Consider the following 15,838-nt stretch of genomic DNA (forward strand, 5'->3'; position numbering starts at 1 on the left):
CGCAGCTGCCCGGAGCGCACCGCCTGCCAGCGCCGCGCCAGGCAGCGCGGGCACGGCGAATCCTTCCCGCCCACGACCGGCGGGCTGTCCGGCCCGACGGTGGCGTGGTGCCCGTAGAGGTGCACGGGCACCGGCCGTCCGCCCCGGCGCTCCGGCTCCTCACCCACCGTCAGCTCGTCCCGCGCGCCGAGCACCGACAGCTCCGCCGGCCCGACCCCACGGTCCGTCAACTCGGCTGCCAGCGCCGCGAAGAACTCGTCCCAGGGGCCGGCGTACGCCACCCCCACGGGAGCGGCGGCGGTGCCGGACGGACGGTCCAGGACGTCCTCAGACATCCGAAGTCCCGTCCGTGAGCAGCACCTTGACCACCTCGATCCGCCCGGCCCGCAGGTCGGCCGGGCCGCACGGGGCGAGCAGGACGTCGCGGCCGGCGGCGCGCAGCCGCTCCAGCGTCTGCGGCCACTCCAGGTACCCGCCGAGCTCCGCCTCGGCCGCTCCGGCGGACGTCAGCACGGCCGGGTCCAGCTCGCCGATCAGCGGGTCGCCGGCGTCGCTGCCGCCCTGCGCCCCGGCGGCCGGGTCGCGGTCCAGCTGCACCGCGGTGAGCAGGTCGCGGACGGCCTCCAGTACGGCGTCGCGCAGGCCGAGGCCGCTGCCGAGCGTCCAGCGGTACCGGCCGGTGGCCTCGTCCGCGGCCCGGGCCAGCACCACCGGCAGCGGCTCGTCGGCGCCGCCGAGGCGCAGCAGTTCCAGCGCCAGGCCATGGTTCTGCGCCGAGCGGCCCAGGAAGGTGAGCTGCGCATCCTGCCCGAGGATCTCCGACGGCAGCTCCCGCACGTCCAGTCGACCGCGCAGGGCGCGGCGCAGCGCGTCGTAGCCGAGGGCGGTGCGCAGGCCGCGCGCGGTGGCTTCGGCGATCGTGCCGCCGGCGCCGGTGCCGGCGGAGGTGGCTTCGAAGGCGCGGTCGCGGTTGTGCGGGCCGAAGGTGCGCAGCGCGGCGACGGGGACGAGGGTGCGTTCGCCGCTCTGCAGCGAGGCGGCGGGGCTCCAGCCGCGGACGGTGCCGGCCGGGACACCGCTGGCGGTGCTCAGCAACTCCGGTCGCACGCGCGGGAGTTCGGTGCTGTTGGCAGCCGTCACGGGCGGCACGGAGTGCTCGACGTAGACCTCCGCGGCCCGGTACAGGGCGCGCAACCGGGCTCCCGCGACGTGGTGGACGTCGCCGGCGGAGACGGTGCGCTGCACGCCGGGGGCGAGGTTCAGGGTGACGGTGCCGGCCTTCAGCGGGGTCTGCCGCCAGTCGTCGTCGGCGTACCGGGCGAACACGCCGGCGTGCGGGCCCACCAGGACGGCGCGGGCGTCGAGTTCGGCGAGCGCTGCCTCGGACGCGCCGTCCTCGGTGGAGAAGTCCTCCTCGCGTCCGGCCCCGGCGAGGTCGAGGCCGTCGAGGTCGGGGCCCACGAGGTCGGTGCCGTCGTGGGTGGTGCAGCGGGCGCAGCGCGGGTGCGGGTGCAGCGGCTCGGCGACCACGTCGAGGGAGTCGAGGTCCTGGAGCAGCAGGCGGCCGTCGGTCTCGGCGGGCAGGGCGCCGGTGGTGATCCGGAAGACCTCGTAGCCGAGCAGGTTGCCGAGCATTGCGGCGAGCGGGCCGTGCGGGCGGCGGCTGCCGTTGCTCAGCGGGGCGAGCGGGGCGAGGCCGCTCCACAGTTCGGCGGCGTCGCCGGCCGGGGCGCCGGTGCCGAGGCGCAGTGCGGCGCACATCCAGCAGCCGGTGCGGTCGGCGGACATCAGCGGGCCGATGACGGCGCTGCCGCCGATGGTCCACGCGGGCAGCAGCAGGCGGCCGTCGGGGAGGCCGGCCTCCAGCAGGCGGACGACCTGCCGGGCGCCGTCCGGTCCGGTCACCAACACCACGTCGTAGCCGTCAAGTTCGGCCCACCCGCGGTCGGTTCCGCCGGGGGCGAGGGTGGCGACGGTGGCGGGGCAGCCGGCCTTGGCGAGGGCGGCGGTCTCGGTCTCGATCTCGGCGAAGCCGGCGAGTTCGGGCAGTTCGGGGAGCACGCCGACGGTGGCGCAGCCGTTGCGGACCAGGCTGAGGACGGCCCAGCGGGCGAGTTCGTCCGTGCCGAGCACGGCGACCCGGGTCTCCCGGAAGCGGTGGAAGCGCTCCTCGGCGTCGCCCACGTAGTGGTCGACGTACTCGATCTGCGGGCCGAACCGGGTGACGGCCTCGGGGGTGAGCGGCGAGGGGCCGTCGGGGGCGGGGCCGGCGTCGCGGGCGAAGCCGCGGGTGTAGAGGGTGCGCACCAACTCGGCGAACATGGTGCGGTGGTGCTCGCCGAAGCCCTGGCTGATCTCGGCGACGGTGTGACGGCCGTTCAGGTGCGGCACGATCAGCGAGGCGAAGCGGTAGGCGTCCTTGGCGGTGACGCCGAACCCGCCGTGGGCGTTGTGGAACAGCACCCCCTCGGGGGTCTGGGTGTACAGCACGTCACGCCGGATCCGTGGACGGCTGTCGGCGATCTCCTCGAACGGGGGCATGTCCCTCACACCTCAGTGGTACGCGAACGGAGCGGCTCGGGGCCGCACGGACGGAAGCGGTCAGGCGCAGGATGCGGGCGGCGCCGGGTCCTGCTCCCCCGGGGCGCGGGCCCAACTGCCCGCCGCGGCACGGGTGAAGGCCCGCAGCAGCTCGTGCACGTGGTAGTGGCCGCCGGGGCCTTCGGCCAGCAGCCCGGCCTGCACCAGACCGGCCAGCACGACGTCTCCGGTGGTGGAGTCGACCGTCCCGGCCGGCGCGCCGGACGGTTCGGCAGCGGGCCGGACGGCGACGGCTGCGGCCCGGAGGTTCGGCTCCCGAACGGCCGGCGCGGCGTCGGGCGTCAGCGATTCGCCGCGCAGCACGGCGAGTTCGAGACGTTGCAGGGCGGGGCCCGGTTCGACGCCGAGCTCGTCGATCAGGTGGTCGCGGACCCGCCGGTACTCGGCGAGTGCGTCGGCACGGCGGCCGGTGCGGTGCAGGGCTTCGATCAGTTGCTCCCAGAACCGCTCGTGGGCGGGGTGCGACCGGGCCAACGACCACAGTTCGGCGAGTACTTCGCGACATCGCCCGAGGGCGAGCTCGATGTCGTAGGCCCGCTCGACGGTCCGCAGCCACTCTTCGGAGAGCCGCGGCACCTCCTCGCGGTGCAGAACGTCGGAGTGCACGTTGCCCAGCACCGGCGGCTGCCAGAGCGCCAACGCGGCGCGCAGCAGGCCGAGTTCGGCCGCCGGTTCGGCGGCTCTGTCGGCCCGGGCGAGCAGGTCGCGGAACTCCAGCAGGTCGAGGGTGCGGGTGTCGACGGTCATCCGGTAGCCGCCGGGCAGCGCCTCGATGGTGCTGCCGGAGATGCCGTACTTGGCGAACAGCCGCCGCAGCCGCAGCACGCACGAGTGCAGGGCCGCCTTGGCGGTCGCCGGGATCTCCTCGCCCCAGATCGCCCGCTGCAGCGACTCCACCGGCACGACCGCGTTCGGCCTGGTCAGCAGCGCCGCCAACAGCGAGGCGGGCTTGGAGGGTTGGAGGACCGCCGTCTCCCGGCGGTCGGCGATCGCCAGCAGGCCGAGGACGGTGAATCTGGCGCCGCTGCCGGCTCCGGCTTCCGCTGCCATGCTCACCCCGCTCCCCTTCCGACACGCTCGATCCGACGATTCCGACCGCCGCAGGGCATGCCGAAGACACCCCTACCGACGAACGATCGACATCGCGCCACACCGCCCCCGGGCAGCATGGTCCGTACCTGTCCTGTGCCTTCGCCCGGGCCGCTACCGCCCAGTACGACAAGGCCAGACCGTACGAGCTGACGTTCAGTCACGTCAATGGTCGCGAACGGCATTTCAGCGAATTTCTGCAAACACTTGCATGGCGCCCGGGAGGCCGACTCCGACCGCACGCACGTCGGCAAAGGCCAAGGCCACAGCGCCTCGCGGCCCATCAGTACGCATACCGACCGTTTGTCTGGACGGCACTACCCCCCCACCGCACCGGCCATCGGCACGCCTGCTCGCAAGGATGGCAAGCGTAAGCAATGCGGAAGCAGTGGAAGCATCAACTCCAGTGAAAATTAATGACACTCACAGCAATGGCCGGCCCCCACCGCGGCGGCGCGGCACTCGTCCGATTCGGCATCCGGCATCGTCCTTCCGCACAGGGGGCAACGGGCACGACCACCGGCCGCCACGACCCCGCGCGCGGCCGAGCCGCCCGCCTGATCGATCCACGCCCACCGGTGACCATCCATGATTGCGCACCGTCAACAACTGCGCCAGACTGGTGCGCCCTCGATCGAGTCCACCGCCGCGCACCCGCGAACCCGACGCGCCCCCGGAAGCGCTTGCTCTGACGCAGCGTCAATTCCCGTAGCCCACAGCTACGGTCAGCGCCATACCACCGCACTTCGTCGCGCTGCCGCGGCGGCAACCGCGCTGCTCGCCGTGCCGCCGGCCGCCGCCGCGCCCCTCCCGCTACCGGTGACCATCTCCGCGGCCGTCCCGGCGGGCGCTCACCTCCAACTCCCATGCCCGACGGGGCTGTACGCGGTCGGCCGGGAGATCGTGCACCTGGTCGACCGGGGCCGACCCGACCCGCGGGGTGCCGTCCGCCGGGCCGCTCCGGCTGACGGTGTCGATGTACCGCGGCCCCGCACCTGACGCGGCCGCCCGGCTCCTGCTGAACGACAAGCTGCCCGAGGTCGGCGTCCCCACCGAGGCGCTCGCGGGCGCCCGGACCTGGGCCGGGACCGACGCGCAGCCGCCGCAACGCCGGTTCCCGCTGCTCGTACTCTCCCCCGGATTCACCATTCCGCGCACCGAACTGACCAACCTGGCCGAGGACTTGACCATCCGAGGCTACGCCGTCGCACTGAGCGACCGCACTTACGAGAACACCGGCACCATCTTCCCCGACGGCCGGACCTCGACCTGCGTCCTGTGCGGCACGCTGACGCCCGACTCGGACTGGGCGGGCATCGTCGCGAACCGCGCCAAGGACGCCTCCTTCGTCGTCGATCGACTCACCACCCGCCCCCGCCGCGCCCACCTGGTCGACCGTGACCGCATCGGCATGGCCGGGCATTCCACCGGCGGCGCCGCGACCGTCCCGGCCCTGCTGTCCGACGCCCGGAGCCGGGCCGGGGTGAACCTGGACGGCAGGCTGGACCACAACTCGGCGGACGGCCGGCCCTGCGCCGACGGCTGAAGGCGCCGGCTCACCGTCGCCGGCTCCGACCACAGCACCTTCACCGACCACGCACTGTTCTTCGAGCAGCTCGGCTTCCCCTCGCAGCCCGGCGCCGCCATCAACGCCCGCGGCCTCCGGCTCACCCGGCAGTACGTCGCGGCGTTCTTCGACCTCCAACTGAAGGACGCCCCCCAGCCGATCCTCGACCGCCCGACCCCACAGAACCTTCCCCCTCACCGGCACCCTCACCGCCAGACCGCCGCCCCTTCCCACCCGGCGACCGCCCACCCTCGCCGGGACCAACAACTCACCATCGTTCAACGCAAGTTGAGCGAGGCCGTGCCGCAGTTGTGCGCCGGGTGCATGACACGTCAGCGCCGTCGCGCGCCCTGGTGCGACGCGCCCCGGTCGGCCAGGCTTCTCGGGGGCTCCCCTGCATCCCAACCCCCACAGCCCCCACGGCGTCCGACAAGCAAATCCCCCGTCGGTCCCCCACGGACGGGCCGGATCGCCGGGCCGTCTTCGACGGCTGCGGCACCGTGCGGCAGTCGTCTCGGTGGCCGGCGCGCTCGGCGCGCTCACCGTGCTCGTCCCGGTGTCGTCGGCGCACGCGGCCCCGGAGACGACCGCGCACCGACTGGTCTACATCGCCAACTCGCGTGCGAACTCGGTCACGGCCTACGACCCGTCGACGGCGTCGCCGGTCGCGACCATCCCAGTCGGCACCTACCCGCAGGCGGTCGCGGTCTCCCCGGACGGCTCCCAGGCGTACGTCGTCAACAATGGCAGCAGCACCATCTCCGTGATCGACACCGCCAGCGGCACGGTCGCCTCGACGATCGCGGTCGGCCGACTGCCCGGACCGGTGACCTTCTCCCCGGACGGGACCCGCGCCTACGTCGGGCACTACGTCAGCGCGCGGATGGGCGGCGTCGACGTCATCGACACCGCCACCCGGACGGTCACCACCACCGTGACGGTCGGCAGCCAGCCGTTCGGCATCGCCGTGGCCCCCGACGGGGCCCACGCGTACGTCGCGAACCTCATGGGCGGTTCCGTCTCGGTGATCGACACGGCCACCAACTCCCTGAGCGAGACGATCACCGACAGCCGGATCTGGATGCCGACCGCCGTGGCGGTCTCCCCCGACGGCAGCCGCGTCTACAGCGCGAACTACGGCACCAACACCGTCTCGGTGATCGAGACCGCCACCAACGCCGTCACCGGTGCCATCCCCGTCGGGACCGGCCCCGGGAGCGTGTCGATCGCCCCGGACGGCGCGCACGCCTATGTCACGAACCAGAACGACAACACGGTCTCGGTGATCGACACGGCGACCTCCACCGTCACCGGCACCGTCCCGGTCGGCGGCACCCCCGTCGGCGTGCTGGCCGACCCGGCCGGCGGCGTCGCGTACGTGGCCAACAGCCACGACGGCACCCTGTCGGTGATCGACACCGCCACCGACTCGGTCACCCGCACGGTCGCCACCGGGAGCAGCCCGTACAGCCTGGCCGTCGCCCCCGTCGCGCCCACGGTGACCGGGGTGCGCTCCGGCCACGGGCCCGATGCGGGCGGCGACACCGTCACGATCGTCGGCACCCACCTGGCCGGCGCCCGGGCCGTCCTGTTCGGCAGTACGCCGGCCACCGGGGTCACCGTCGTCAACGACGGCACCCTCAGGGCGACCGTTCCCGCGGGCGCCGGCGGCACCGTCGACGTCAGGGTGGCCACCCCGGCCGGCACCAGCGCCGCCTCCGTCGCCGGCCGGTACACCTACGCGTACCCGTTCAGCGGCTTCCGACCGCCGGTCGCCAACTCGCCTGCCGTCAACCGGATGCACGCCGGGCGGGCGGTCCCGATGAAGTTCGCCCTGGGCGGCGACTTCGGCCCGAACGTCATCGCCCGCGACTACCCGGTCGCGCAGCACGTCGACTGCACCACCGGCGCGCCGCTCGACCCGCCCGTGCCCACCACCACCGCCGGGGACGGCGCGCTGTCGTACGACCTGGCCGACGGCGGCTACCACTACGTCTGGAAGACCGACCGGGCCTACGCCGGCACCTGCCAGGTGTTCACCCTCGGTCTGAACGACGGCACCCTGCACACCGCCCTGTTCCAGTTCAGCTGACACGAAGCTGCCTGCCCCCGGGACGGAAAGCCCCGGGGGCGGGCGTGGTCGTGCCACCGGGTGGTCCCTAGGGGGCGCGGCCCGCACGCCGACGCCTTCTCCGTGGGATCCCCTACATCTCCGACCGGACGTCAACTCCCGTACCGCCGCCTACCGTTCGAGGCATGACTCGACTTCGTCGCACTGCCGCGGCGGTGCTGCTGCTCGCGCTGCCGCTGTCCGTCGCCGCCACCGCCGCGCCCGCGTGGGCCGCCCCGGCGCCGGCCGCCGCCACCGTCCGGGCGAGCGTCCAGCTCGAACTCCCGCGCCCGACCGGGCCGTTCGCGGTCGGCCGGGAGATCATCCACCTGGTCGACCGGAACCGGACCGACCCATGGGTGCCCTCGGCCGGACCGCGTCAGCTGATGGTGTCGATGTACTACCCGGCCAAGCCGGGCACGGGCGGCCCGGCGCCGTACATGACGCCCGAGGCCGCGCGTCTCCTGCTGGACGGGAAGCTGCCGGGCAACACCGTCCCCACCGAGGTGGTCGCCGACGCCCGGAGCTGGTCCAGGACCGACGCGACCCCGCAGCACGGCCGGTTCCCGCTGGTCGTCCTGTCCCCCGGCTTCACCATGCCGCGCACCGAACTGACCGCCCTCGCCGAGGACTTGACCAGCCACGGCTACATCGTCGCGCTGGTCGACCACACCTACGAGAACGCCGGCACGACCTTCCCCGACGGGCACACCACCACCTGCGTGATGTGCGGCAAGTTCCTGACCAGGGAGGACTGGGCCGGTCTGGACGCCAGCCGGGCGAAGGACGTCTCCTTCGTCCTCGACCGGCTCACCGACCGCCCGCACCCGGCCTGGCGCTACGCCCACCTGATCGACCGCGACCGGATCGGCATGGCCGGGCACTCGGTGGGCGGCGCCGCCACCGTGCCGACCATGCTGACCGACGACCGGGTCCGGGCCGGGGTGAACCTGGACGGCAGCATGGACTTCGGCGTGCCCGCGACGGGCCTGAAGGGCAAGCCGCTGCTGATGCTCGGCCACCCGCTGGAGGGCGGCCAGGAGGACACCAGTTGGACGGACGGCTGGGCGGCCCTCGACGGCTGGAAGCGCTGGCTGACCGTCACCGGCTCCGACCACGGCACCTTCACCGACATCCCGGTGCTCGCCGAGCAGCTCGGCCTCCCGCACCCGCCCACCACCACGATCACCCCCGAACGCGGCGTCCAGCTGACCCGCCAGTACGTCACCGCGTTCTTCGACCTCCAGCTGAAGGGCATCCCCCGGCCGGTCCTCGACGGCCCGACCCCGCAGAACCCCGAGATCGTCTTCCACCCGTAACCGCCCCTGCCACCGAGGGGTCGCCGACCGCACCGTCCGGCGGCCCCTTAGGGGCGACGGCCCACCGCCCCGCGCCGCCTCAGTGGAATCCCTTACATCGCTGACGGGACGTCAACTCCCGTGTGTGCGGCCTACGGTACGAGCCATGATCCGAATTCCGCGCACCGCCGCGGCAGCGGCACTGCTGCTCGCCCTGCCGCTGTCCGCCGTCGCCACCGCCGCCCCGGCACTGGCCGCCGCCCCCGCGCCGGCCTCCGCGTCCGGCGACCCGGCGGACGTCCACGTCGAACTCCCGCGCCCCACCGCGCCGTTCGCGGTCGGCCGGGAGATCATCCAGCTGGTCGACCAGAACCGGACCGACCCGTGGGTGCCCTCCTCGGGCCCGCGCCGGCTGATGGTGTCGATGTACTACCCGGCCAAGGCGGGCACGGGCAGTCCGGCGCCGTACATGACGCCCGAGGCCGCACGGCTCATGCTCGATCTGAAGCTGCCGGGCAACACCGTCCCGACCGAGGTGGTCTCGGGCGCCCGGACCTGGTCCAGGACCGACGCGGCCCCGCAGCACGGCCGCTTCCCGCTGATCGTGCTCTCCCCCGGCTTCACCATGCCCCGTAGTGAACTGACCAGCCTGGCCGAGGACTTGACCAGCCGCGGGTACGTCGTCGCGCTGGTCGACCACACCTACGAGAACGCCGGCACGACCTTCCCCGACGGGCACACCACCACCTGCGCCGCCTGCGACATCCCGCCCAGTGAGCAGCAGCGGGTGGCCCTGAACGAGAGCCGCGCGAAGGACGTCTCCTTCGTCCTCGACCGGCTCACCGACCGTCCGCACCCGGCCTGGCGCTACGCCCGCCTGATCGACCGCGACCGGATCGGCATGGCCGGGCACTCCCTGGGCGGCGCGGCGGCCGTCCCGACCATGCTGGCCGACCCTCGGGTGCGGGCCGGCGCGAACCTGGACGGCACCATGAACGTCCCCGTCCCCGCCGGCGGGCTCGGCGGCCGGCCGTTCCTGATGATCGGCCACCCGCTGGCCCCCGGCCAGGAGGACCCCACCTGGACGGAGACCTGGGCGCACCTCGACGGCTGGAAGCGCTGGCTCACCGTCGCCGGCTCCAACCACGGCACGTTCACCGACAACCCGGTGTTCTTCGAGGCGCTCGGCATGCCCCAGCCGCCCGGCACCACCGTCGCGGCGACCCGCGGCGTCCAGCTGACCCGCCAGTACGTCACCGCGTTCTTCGACCTCCAGCTGAAGGGCATCCCCCGGCCGATCCTCGACGGCCCGACGCCGCAGAACCCGGAGATCACCTTCCACCCGTAATCCGTGCTGCCACCGAGGCCGCCGGCTCCCCGCCGGCGGCCTCGCGCGCGCTCGGGCCGCCCCTCGCCGCCCTTGGTTCGATGACACACCGTCAGTGCGCCGGACGGGTCCTGAAGGGCTTCGGAAGGCCGATGTCCGGTTGGCAGGCCGCTCGGCCGGAAAGCTACGTTGAGTATCCAGCCGACCGCATCATGTGATCAGCGCTGCCTGCACCCGAGGAGCCCGAGCGTGACCACCACCTCCGCCCGCCCCAGCACCGTCCCCGCCATCGAGCAGCTGCCGCAGCCGATGCTGCGCACGAGCACCGACATCCAGGGCAACGTCCTGGCGGCGTTCAACAAGGACTTCATGGACTTCCGGTACCTGCACTTCCCGGACGCCGCGAAGGGCCGTGGCTGGCTCTCCGCGATCCTCAACACCGTCGCGACCACCAGCGAGACCGAGGACTTCAACGAGCAGTTCTCGGTGGCCCGCCGGGCCTTCGGCCGTGACCCCGGCATCACCGTCGTCCGCTGCGGGGTCTCGCTCACCTTCGAGGGTCTGACGACCGTCGCCAAGAACCCCGCCCAGGTCCGGTCGGACCTGGAGAAGCCGTTCCCGTCTTTCGTCGCGGGCGCCGCCGCCCGGGCCGCCGACCTCGGGGACACCGGCGACAGCGACCCCAAGCAGTGGCTGTTCGGCGCCGGGACCGGCGACCAGGTGGTGCACGCGGTCCTGATCGTCGCCGCGGACACCGACGAACTGCTGCAGGAGAAGCTGAAGAACCTCGACGCGGTCGAGGCCGCCAACCAGGTCGTCCGCGTCCACGTGGACGAGGGCCGCACCCTGACGGGCGCGCTGAAGGGCCACGAGCACTTCGGCTACAAGGACGGCATCTCCCAGCCCGGCGTGAAGGACTTCCACCGGGAGAACCCGGACCAGCCCGGCTTCCGCGACGTCCACCCCGGCACCGAGCTGATCGAGGCCGGCGAGTTCGTCTTCGGCCACAAGAGCGAGGCGGGCGACCGGACGGCCCCGCAGTGGATGGCGAACGGCTCGCTCCAGGTGGTGCGCCGGCTGCGCCAGGACGTCGCGGGCTGGAACGCGGCCGTGGTGGAAGGCGCCACGAAGTTCACCGGGACGATGGACCCGACCCGCCTCGGCGGCTGCCTGGTCGGCCGGTTCAAGGACGGCACGCCGCTCGCCCCGCCGAACGGCACCGTGACCGGTGTCGGCAGCGACCGCAACGACTTCGACTACAGCAACGACCCGGCGGGCGAGCACACCCCGTGGGTCGCGCACATCCGCCGCACCCACCCGCGGGTCTTCGCCGGCATCGGCGACGGCCACCCGAAGAGCCACCGGCTGATGCGCCGGGGCATCCCGTACGGCGTGCAGTTCCCGGGCGGCGCGAACGACGACGGCGTGGACCGCGGGCTGATGTTCGTCTGCTACGGCACCTCGCTGGAGGAGCAGTTCGAGCTGGTCCAGCGGTTCTGGGCCAACAGCGACACGTTCCCGCCCGGGAAGCCGAACGGCCCCACGCCCGCCCCGAACGGCTTCGACAAGGTCATCGGCCTCGCCGGCGAGGCCTCGATCGGGCTCGCGGACGGCACCCACGGCACCGTCGACATGCCGCGCTTCGTCCGCACCACGGGCGCGCTCTACGCCTTCACCCCCTCGATCAGCACGCTGCGGTTGCTGGCCGGGGGCCAGGACCTCCCCAACACGCCCGTCGGCTCCTGACCGACCCGCCCGCCGAGGAGGCACCCATGAAGAGCCCGAACACCGACAGCGCCCGGCACGTCTCCCAGCAGCTGGCGCGCGAGCTGCTGCTGATCGGCCCGGACGACGAGGACCTGAAGCTGCGGTACCTCGACGTCCTGATCAAGGACGGCATCCCGCCGAACGGCGCCCGCAAGGACGTGCTGATCATCGGCGCGGGCATCGCGGGCCTGGTCGCCGGCAAGCTGCTCAAGGACGCCGGACACAACGTCACCATCCTGGAGGCCAACGCCAGCCGGGTGGGCGGCCGGATCAAGACCTTCCACGCCGACGACGGCGCCGGCGAGGGCGACGGCCCGTTCCACGACCCGAAGCAGTACGCGGAGGCCGGGGCGATGCGGCTGCCCAGCTTCCACCCGCTCACCCTCGCCCTGGTCGACAGCCTCGGCCTGAAGCGGCGGCTGTTCTTCAACGTCGACATCGACCCCGACACCGGCAACCAGAACGCGCCCGTCCCGCCGGTGGTCTACGAGTCCTTCGACGGCACGGTCTGGAAGTACGGCACCGACAGCCCCGAGTTCCGCGAACCGGTCAAGCGCAACAACTCCTGGATCCGCACCAACCGGATCCAGACCCGCCGCAAGGAGTACGCCGACGACCCGACCGCCATCAACGAGGGCTTCCACCTCACCGGGGAGGAGGCGTGGATCACCACCTCCACGATGATCAACCAGGCGCTGGACCCGGTCCGCGACTACTACTCGGACCTCAAGGACGGCCAGCGCGTGAACAAGCCGTTCGCCGAGTGGCTGGACGGCTGGGCCCGGGTGATCCGCGACTTCGACGGCTTCTCGATGGGCCGCTTCCTGCGCGAGTACGCGGGCTTCAGCGACGAGGCCATTGAGGCGATCGGCACCATCGAGAACATGACCTCCCGGCTGCACCTGGCCTTCTTCCACTCCTTCCTGGGCCGCAGCGACATCAACCCGAACGCCACCTACTGGGAGATCGAGGGCGGCACCCGAATGCTGCCCGAAACCCTCGCCGAGCAGCTCCGGGACGAGCTCCAGATGGGCCGACGGATGATCCGCATGGAGTACTGGGACCCGCGCCGGGACGGCCAGGGGGCCCGGGACGTCGGCCCGGTCGGGGCGCAGGTCGCCGTCCACACCGTCCCCGAGGACCAGCCGGATGCCGAACCCACCGTCTGGAAGGGCGACTTGGCGATCGTCACCGTGCCGTTCTCCGCGCTGACCTTCGTCCAGGTGACGCCGCCGTTCTCCTACAAGAAGCGCCGGGCGATCATCGAGACCCACTACGACCAGGCCACCAAGGTGCTGCTGGAGTTCTCCCGCCGCTGGTGGGAGTTCACCGAGGCGGACTGGCAGGCCGAACTCGACTCCATCGCACCGGGCCTGTACGAGTACTACCAGCGGGCGGGCGAGGACGACGCCGAGGCGGCCGTGGCCGCCGCCCACAACGGCCACCGGCCGCCGCGCAACCTGCCGGAGACGCTGCTCGGCGCCCACCGCAGCGTGGACGAACGCCGGATCAGCGAAGGCCAGTTGGAGGTCTACCGGCACACCCCGCTGCTGCGGGCGAGCGTCCGCCCCGCCACCGACTGCTTCGGCGGCGGCTCCACCACCGACAACCCGAACCGCTTCATGTACTACCCCTCCCACCCGGTGCCCGACGGCGACGGCGGCGGCGTCGTGCTCGCCAGCTACAGCTGGTCGGACGACGCGGCGCGCTGGGACTCCATGGAGGACGACGAGCGGTACGTGTACGCGCTGCGCAACCTCCAGTCGGTGCACGGCCGGCGGATCGAGGTGTTCTACACCGGCTACGGGAAGACCCAGAGCTGGCTGCGCGACCCGTACGCCTTCGGTGAGGCCGCGGTGTACACCCCGCACCAGATGACCAGCTTCCACCTCGACGCGGTCAAGTCGGAAGGCCCGGTGCACTTCGCCGGCGAGCACGTCTCGCTCAAGCACGCCTGGATCGAGGGCGCGGTGGAGACCGCCGTCCGGGCGGCCCTCGCCGTGCACGAGGCGGCCGCCCCGCCGGCCGCGACGAAACGACAGCTCCGACCCGAAGCCCAGCTCCGCCAGGAGAACCAGCAGGAGGCACTGCACCGATGAGCAGCAACACCGAATGGACCGTGGGTCGCTACCTGGCCACCAGGCTCGAACAGCTGGGCATCCGCTACCTGTTCGGCGTGCCGGGCGACCTGCTCGGCCCGTTCCTGACGATCATGCAGGAAACCACCTCGGTGCGCTGGGTCGGCACCCCCACCGAGATGGGCGCCGGCTACGCCGCGGACGGCTACGCCCGGGTGCGGCTCGCCGACGCCGCCCCCGACCAGCCCGACCAGGGCGTCGCGGCCGTCGCGGTGACGTACGGGGTGGGCGCGTTCAGCCTGCTCAACACCATCGGCGGCGCGTACGTCGAGGACGTGCCGCTGATCGCGATCAACGGCGCGCCGTCCTACGAGCAATGGCTCAACTTCCAGGCGGTGGGCCTGCTCACCTCGCACATGAGCCCGCGCCGGGAGGCCAACCTGGAGGTCTACCGGCAGGTCACGGTGGACGCGCAGGTGCTGTCCAACCCCGGGCTGGCGCCCTCGCAGATCGACAGCGCCATCACCGCCTGCCTGACCGAGCGCAAGCCCGTCTACCTGGAGGTCATGGACGACCTCTGGCACGCACCCTGCGAGCCGCCGCAGGGTCAACTGCGAGCGCACGAGCGGCCGTTCACCAAGCGCAACCAGGACATCCTGGCGAAGGCCGTCGCGGCGGCGGTGGAGCTGATCACGAAGTTCAAGACGCCGATCGTCTGGGCCGGCGAGGAACTGATGCACCAGCGGCTGGAGGACGAGCTGCTGGAGTTCGTCGAGGCCACGAAGATGCAGTTCTGCACCACGGTCGGCGCGAAGTCCGTGGTCTCCGAGCAGCACCCGCTGTTCGCCGGCGTCTACAACGGCAAGGCGAGCCTCCCGGAGATCCGCGACACCTTCAAGAACGCGGGCTGCAGGATCGGCCTGGGAACGTGGTCCACCTCCAAGAACCTCAACGGCGAGCAGTCCATCGGCGACGACTGGATCGTGGCGGCCCGCGGCGGCGTCAGCGTCGGCGCCATGTACTTCCCCGACGTCCAACTCCGTTTCTTCGTCCCCGCGTTGAAGACCGCCCTGGCGGGGAGGACGTTCCCCGACGACCACTTCGCGCTGGCCCACAAGGCGGGCCTGGACGTCCCCGCCACCACCGCCGAGTTCCTGCGCTCGCTGAGCGCCAAGCACCACAAGAAGACCGAGCTGACCTACGACGGCTTCTTCGAGCGCATGAACCACTTCCTGGAGAAGGAGGCCACCGGCGGCGACCCCGAGGCCCCCTCCCCGTTCACCGTGGTCTCCGACGCGGGGTTCGCGCTGCTCGGCTCGATGAACCTGCGGATCAACGAGCGGGCCGGCTTCCTGGCGCAGAACAGCTGGCTGTCCATCGGCTACTCCGTCGGCGCGGCCACCGGCGTCGCCCTCGGCCGGCAGCAGCCGCTGAAGCGTCCGATGGTCTTCGTCGGCGACGGCTCGTTCCAGGAGATCTGCCAGGAACTGTCCACCCAGGTCCGGAACCACCTGCGGCCGGTGGTCTTCGTCCTCGACAACGAGGGCTTCTACGGCATCGAGCAGATGCTGGTCAGCCCCTGCTACTACCAGGGCAAGCCGTCCAACGGCGCCGACTTCTACAACGTGCTGCACCCGTGGCACTACGAGAAGCTGGCGCAGGTCTTCGGAAGCGAGAAGGACCAGATGCACGGCTTCAAGCTCAGCACCTACGCCGAACTCGACACCCTCCTCACCGACCTCGCCGACCCCACCAACCAGCTCAACCACGCCCCGATCCTGGCCCGCGTCCGCCTCAGCCGACACGACTACCCGAGGGCCCTCCAGTACAAGATCGACGACAACTGCCCGCCCCCGCTGTCCTCGTAGCCTTCCGCAACAACACAGCCGGCCCCCGTCCTCGACGGGGGCCGGCCGCGTTCCGCGCTACTGAAGTTGAATGTGTGATGTCGCTCGGACGGGTGAAGCAGTAGCGTTCGTCTGCCGGTGGAGGGTCGAGCCC

Annotated in this window: 9 protein-coding genes and 1 pseudogene; 7 read left to right on the forward strand and 3 right to left on the reverse strand. The window is 72.3% G+C overall.

Going from position 1 to position 15,838, the window contains the following annotated elements; genetic code table 11:
* From IEZ12_RS38280 to IEZ12_RS12375, 3 genes and pseudogenes are all read right to left on the reverse strand, one after another.
* Window positions 1–335 (reverse strand): annotated as a pseudogene (locus IEZ12_RS38280) (TOMM precursor leader peptide-binding protein); the annotation flags it as partial.
* Window positions 328–2,541: a TOMM precursor leader peptide-binding protein gene (locus tag IEZ12_RS12370; RefSeq protein WP_189272077.1), complete on the reverse strand. Its 2,214-nt coding sequence runs from the start codon at window positions 2,539–2,541 to the stop codon at window positions 328–330. The pseudogene IEZ12_RS38280 and the gene IEZ12_RS12370, both read right to left, overlap by 8 nt.
* A gap of 60 nt (window positions 2,542–2,601) precedes the next feature.
* Entirely contained in the window at window positions 2,602–3,651 is a 1,050-nt protein-coding gene (locus IEZ12_RS12375; protein ID WP_189272078.1) for an AfsR/SARP family transcriptional regulator, read from the reverse strand.
* Between the two features lie 979 nt (window positions 3,652–4,630).
* Between IEZ12_RS12375 and IEZ12_RS12380 the strand changes: the two genes are divergently transcribed.
* The 7 genes from IEZ12_RS12380 (at window position 4,631) to IEZ12_RS12410 (ending at window position 15,705) form a co-directional block, all read left to right on the forward strand.
* Complete coding sequence (locus IEZ12_RS12380; RefSeq protein ID WP_189272079.1) at window positions 4,631–5,236, forward strand: alpha/beta hydrolase; 606 nt, start codon at window positions 4,631–4,633, stop codon at window positions 5,234–5,236.
* Window positions 5,237–5,774: 538 nt separating this feature from the next.
* Window positions 5,775–7,349, forward strand: a complete 1,575-nt coding sequence (locus IEZ12_RS12385) for a PxKF domain-containing protein (protein WP_189272080.1) — start codon at window positions 5,775–5,777, stop codon at window positions 7,347–7,349.
* A 164-nt stretch (window positions 7,350–7,513) separates the two neighbouring features.
* Complete coding sequence (locus tag IEZ12_RS12390) at window positions 7,514–8,686, forward strand: alpha/beta hydrolase family protein (protein WP_189272081.1); 1,173 nt, start codon at window positions 7,514–7,516, stop codon at window positions 8,684–8,686.
* A gap of 145 nt (window positions 8,687–8,831) precedes the next feature.
* The gene (locus tag IEZ12_RS12395; RefSeq protein WP_189272082.1) at window positions 8,832–10,013 is read left to right on the forward strand and encodes an alpha/beta hydrolase family protein; all 1,182 of its coding nucleotides are present in this window, start codon (window positions 8,832–8,834) and stop codon (window positions 10,011–10,013) included.
* Between the two features lie 228 nt (window positions 10,014–10,241).
* Entirely contained in the window at window positions 10,242–11,738 is a 1,497-nt protein-coding gene (locus tag IEZ12_RS12400) for a Dyp-type peroxidase (protein WP_229847461.1), read from the forward strand.
* A gap of 26 nt (window positions 11,739–11,764) precedes the next feature.
* Window positions 11,765–13,858: a flavin monoamine oxidase family protein gene (locus IEZ12_RS12405; protein ID WP_189272083.1), complete on the forward strand. Its 2,094-nt coding sequence runs from the start codon at window positions 11,765–11,767 to the stop codon at window positions 13,856–13,858.
* A complete protein-coding gene (locus tag IEZ12_RS12410; RefSeq protein WP_189272084.1) occupies window positions 13,855–15,705 on the forward strand; it encodes an alpha-keto acid decarboxylase family protein in 1,851 nt (616 codons plus the stop codon). The genes IEZ12_RS12405 and IEZ12_RS12410 overlap by 4 nt, the downstream gene beginning before the upstream one ends.
* Window positions 15,706–15,838: the final 133 nt, after the last annotated feature.

Origin of the sequence: Kitasatospora griseola, assembly GCF_014648555.1 — a bacterium.
In the GTDB taxonomy this organism is placed as follows: Bacteria; Actinomycetota; Actinomycetes; order Streptomycetales; family Streptomycetaceae; genus Kitasatospora; species Kitasatospora griseola.